6 protein-coding genes are annotated in these 3,324 nt (G+C 60.4%); 2 read left to right on the top strand and 4 right to left on the bottom strand.

All coding sequences use genetic code 11. The features are described 5' to 3' along the window. Nucleotides 1-465 precede the first annotated feature (465 nt). From EN984_RS27630 to EN984_RS27615, 4 genes are all read right to left on the bottom strand, one after another. Nucleotides 466-711 carry a hypothetical protein gene (locus EN984_RS27630; protein ID WP_127272080.1) on the bottom strand — a complete coding sequence of 82 codons (246 nt, stop codon included), beginning with the start codon at nt 709-711 and terminating at the stop codon, nt 466-468. Between the two features lie 208 nt (nt 712-919). Next, entirely contained in the window at nt 920-1,219 is a 300-nt protein-coding gene (locus EN984_RS27625; protein WP_127268340.1) for a DUF982 domain-containing protein, read from the bottom strand. A gap of 43 nt (nt 1,220-1,262) precedes the next feature. Then, entirely contained in the window at nt 1,263-1,718 is a 456-nt protein-coding gene (locus tag EN984_RS27620) for a hypothetical protein (protein ID WP_127268339.1), read from the bottom strand. 68 nt (nt 1,719-1,786) lie between these two features. Beyond that, on the bottom strand, nt 1,787-2,275 hold the full coding sequence (locus EN984_RS27615; protein WP_127268343.1) for an Hsp20 family protein: 489 nt from the start codon (nt 2,273-2,275) through the stop codon (nt 1,787-1,789). Nucleotides 2,276-2,498: 223 nt separating this feature from the next. On the opposite strand from EN984_RS27615, the gene EN984_RS27610 reads away from it, so the two are divergent. Together EN984_RS27610 and EN984_RS27605 are read left to right on the top strand one after the other, a co-directional pair. Continuing rightward, complete coding sequence (locus EN984_RS27610; RefSeq protein WP_127268342.1) at nt 2,499-2,930, top strand: cupin domain-containing protein; 432 nt, start codon at nt 2,499-2,501, stop codon at nt 2,928-2,930. Nucleotides 2,931-3,015: 85 nt separating this feature from the next. Beyond that, nucleotides 3,016-3,324 (top strand): copper homeostasis protein CutC (locus EN984_RS27605; RefSeq protein WP_281057348.1); only part of this gene is annotated, 309 nt, incomplete at its 3' end.

The raw sequence follows: 3,324 nt of genomic DNA, 5'->3' as shown, positions 1-3,324 counted from the left end.
CAGCCGATTGTTGCCGGCCAATGCCCAACGCGGCTTGTGGCGAGCAAGGTCTTCACGGGGAACCTGATTACGGCGCAACAATAGCTCGCCATCGATGCCGGCCATCCGTCGATCCCCCCAATTTAAGTCAGGGCGATGTGCTTGAAAGCGCAATGATTCCTGTTACTTGCGGCGCAGGGCGAGTGCGTTTGGGTTGGGCAAGAATTGGTATGATTTCATCGAATATGGAATGCCCGCGCTGTCATGGCAGCGGCAGGGTTTTCGACTGCTCCAAGTGGCACGCGTCAAACGGGCACTGCTGCCCGCAGGGAACCCATCGGGGCGGCTGCCCCGGAAAGACGGGCGCCTGCGCGGAATGCGACGGCCTGGGGACGATGGCGGAGCCTCCGCTGAGAGCCGTGGCGTAATCCGCGAGAGCGGCCCACGCCGCTGATGACGGCGCGGAGGCGCCCGAACGAGCATATCTTACTCTGTTGGTGTTTCTACGGGTGGTGCGGTCAGAACCGTGATGTCCATCCTGGCAATCTTGGATGCCGCGCGGCCTTGCGCGCCAGCATCCATATCGCCGCCTGCGGCAACCATGATTTTGGCCAGATGTCCCACGGCGTCCGTGCTGCGGCCCGGCGAAAATCCTTCGCCGGTTTGCGGCTTCCCCACTGCCGTTTGTTTTTCCGGGACATGCGGATGTTGACTTGCGATAGCGGAAACCATTGAACCTCCTGTGGCGACGCTTCGAACATTATATTAGCGCTGACTGTTGCGAGGCTGACCTAGCCAGTCGCCAAAAACCGCACCAGGAGTTCGAACAAACGATCGAGCCGCCCCGCTACAAGGTGAACTGGTAGGACAGATCACCTTGTAGCGATGTGAAAACGACGATGCAGGCCCGGCCATCCTGGTAGCGCCGCCCCTATCAAGGCTAAGCGGTAACCCCACCGCGACCTGACCTTGTGCCGTCCATCCAAGGAAACTGAGCAAGCGGGTCCTGCAGGATCTTGACGGATCTTGCGAAGCCGGCGACGGCATCGCGCGCCACCGTCAGCGGAACCTGGCCGTCGTGAGCACGCTGGCAGGCTCGAAAGGCCGTCTCGAAAATCGGACCCCGCCGTTCCCTTGGCCACTCGTCAAAGAAGTCGAACGCGTCGTCGAGGCACCCTATTTCTTGAATGAACTCGCCATTCTTGACCAGGACCGGTTGGTCGAACGTCCTGTCACTCATGTAATCCTCCATTCGGCACGGTGGGTTGTTGTGGTTCGGGAAATCATGCGATTGCATGCTCCGGCTCGGCCAACATGCCGCCACCTCCACGCCCGGGCGGCACCGTTGCAAAGGCCGGGATTGGCGGCGGATCATCGTCGTCATCTCGCCAGGGGTGCCGCATCCAACCGAGACGGCTCTTCCTGCGGCGCCGGTCGAAAGACAGGCTGACGGCTGACGGCAACATTGAAAAACGCGGTTCCCGCCCGGATTCGTCCAGGAGGTGGAGCGCGCGGAGTATGTCACTGACTTCAACGATGGCGCCGTTGTCCAATTGCCGCAACGCGGGATTGTCAGGAACCGCATGAACGTCGGAAGCCCAGAAAGCGAGCAAAGCCCGCTTTGCACCGATCGTCATCGTCTCCTCGTTCAGCACATCATCCGGCGTCCGCAACTCAGCGGATTCCGCGGCAAGATATTTCGGTTCAGGTTGGTGAAAACTGTAGGCTTCGGTTCTCATCTCCATTCTCCGCGAACTGTGCCTCCCGGCCGAACCGGGAGGCGGACCGTAGATCCAGGTTCCAGGAATCAGGCGACCTCGCGCTGGGGCTCCGCATCCGAATCGATCAACTGCTTCTTGCCGGGTTGCTCGAGCGAAACCGCTTTGGCTTCGGACCCTATCTCAATGCGCCGAGGCTTGAGTTCCTCGGGCACTTCGCGGATCAGGTCCACCGACAGCAAGCCATTCTCGAGGTTGGCCGCCTTGACCTTTACATGGTCGGCAAGTTTGAACACCTGCTTGAAGTTGCCCGTCGCCAAGCCGCGATGAAGGACCTCCCGATTTTCCTGGTCGGGTTTCCTTTGGCCGATGACAGACAATTCGGGGCCGTTTTGCATGAGTTCGACCTCATCGAGAGCGAAGCCGGCGATAGCCATCGTAATGCGATAGTCGTTCTCGCCAATCTTCTCGATATTGTAGGGAGGCCAGTCAGAGCGCACGCTTTTTTCGAGCATATCGAAGAGACGGTCGAAGCCGACCGTTGTGCGGTAAAGAGGGGTATAATCAGAACTTCTCATAGCCATATCCTCCGTGAAGCAACATGGGTTACGAGGCTGTCGCAGCGCCGCTGCGACGCCAGTATGTCGAGCCGAAGCCTCGACGGAAAACGATCTGGTAATCGTGTTTTTTTCCTTCAAGAGGGACGTCAAAAATATTTTTGGCCGGCAGGCAGGTGCCCAAGGCGCTGCCTTGCGTGCTGCTGGCCACTGCGCGATGTTGACGCCAGGGGTGGAGCGAATCATGCGAAAAATTTTGATGTCCGGACTGCTGCTCGCGGTGGCCTTTTCCGCGAACCCGGCCCGCGCGCTGGACAGCAGCGGCACGCCTGTCGTCGTGACACCTCTTGCGTCGCGCACGACGACCGCGTCCGGCCAACCGATCACGTTGCCGCAGAAGAGCGTGCAGGTGCTGGTCTCGACCTACGACATCGCGTCGGGCGCGACCTTGCCGGTCCACAGGCACCCCTTTCCGCGCTACGCCTATGTCCAGGCCGGCACGCTGAAGGTCACCAATGTCGAGACCGGCATCAGCAACACCTACAAGGCTGGCGATTTCATCATCGAAATGATCGGCCAGTGGCATCAGGCCACCAATATCGGGGATGTCGAGGTGAAGCTTCTTGTGATCGATCAGGTCGAGCAAGGCGCGAAGAATACGGAATTGCGCCAATAACCGCTAAGTCCGTGCCCGAAGGCGGAAGGCTGTTCGCGCTTTCGCTGCGACCGGCCCGGTGCTAGGGCTGGCGGGAAATCATGGACTGGATCGCCCCTTGACCAAAGCTCTCCGCCTTCCGCTGATCGAAATCTGTGTCGAAGGCATTGACGGCCTTCTCGCGGCGCAAGCCGCCGGCGCCGACCGGGTCGAACTATGCGCCAGCCTCATCGAAGGCGGTATCACGCCGAGCCTCGGCACGGTCCGCGCCGCCCTCGAGCAGGCAAGTGTGCCGTTTCACGTCATGGTGCGGCCACGCGGCGGCGATTTTCTCTACAGTGAGACCGAATATGCCTCGATGCTGGCCGATGTCTCGGCATTGCGCGAACTCGGCGTGCCCGGCGTGGTGTTTGGC

The organism is Mesorhizobium sp. M7A.F.Ca.CA.004.12.1.1 (assembly GCF_003997835.1).
Taxonomy (GTDB): Bacteria; Pseudomonadota; Alphaproteobacteria; order Rhizobiales; family Rhizobiaceae; genus Mesorhizobium.
This window is presented reverse-complemented; position numbering and strand designations above follow the sequence as displayed.

What these genes read in the sequence shown, in the direction of transcription:
- EN984_RS27630 (WP_127272080.1), bottom strand. Translation starts at nt 711, where the DNA reads ATGGTTTCCGCTATCGCAAGTCAACATCCGCATGTCCCGGAAAAACAA.
- EN984_RS27625 (WP_127268340.1), bottom strand. Translation starts at nt 1,219, where the DNA reads ATGAGTGACAGGACGTTCGACCAACCGGTCCTGGTCAAGAATGGCGAG.
- EN984_RS27620 (WP_127268339.1), bottom strand. Translation starts at nt 1,718, where the DNA reads ATGAGAACCGAAGCCTACAGTTTTCACCAACCTGAACCGAAATATCTT.
- EN984_RS27615 (WP_127268343.1), bottom strand. Translation starts at nt 2,275, where the DNA reads ATGAGAAGTTCTGATTATACCCCTCTTTACCGCACAACGGTCGGCTTC.
- EN984_RS27610 (WP_127268342.1), top strand. Translation starts at nt 2,499, where the DNA reads ATGCGAAAAATTTTGATGTCCGGACTGCTGCTCGCGGTGGCCTTTTCC.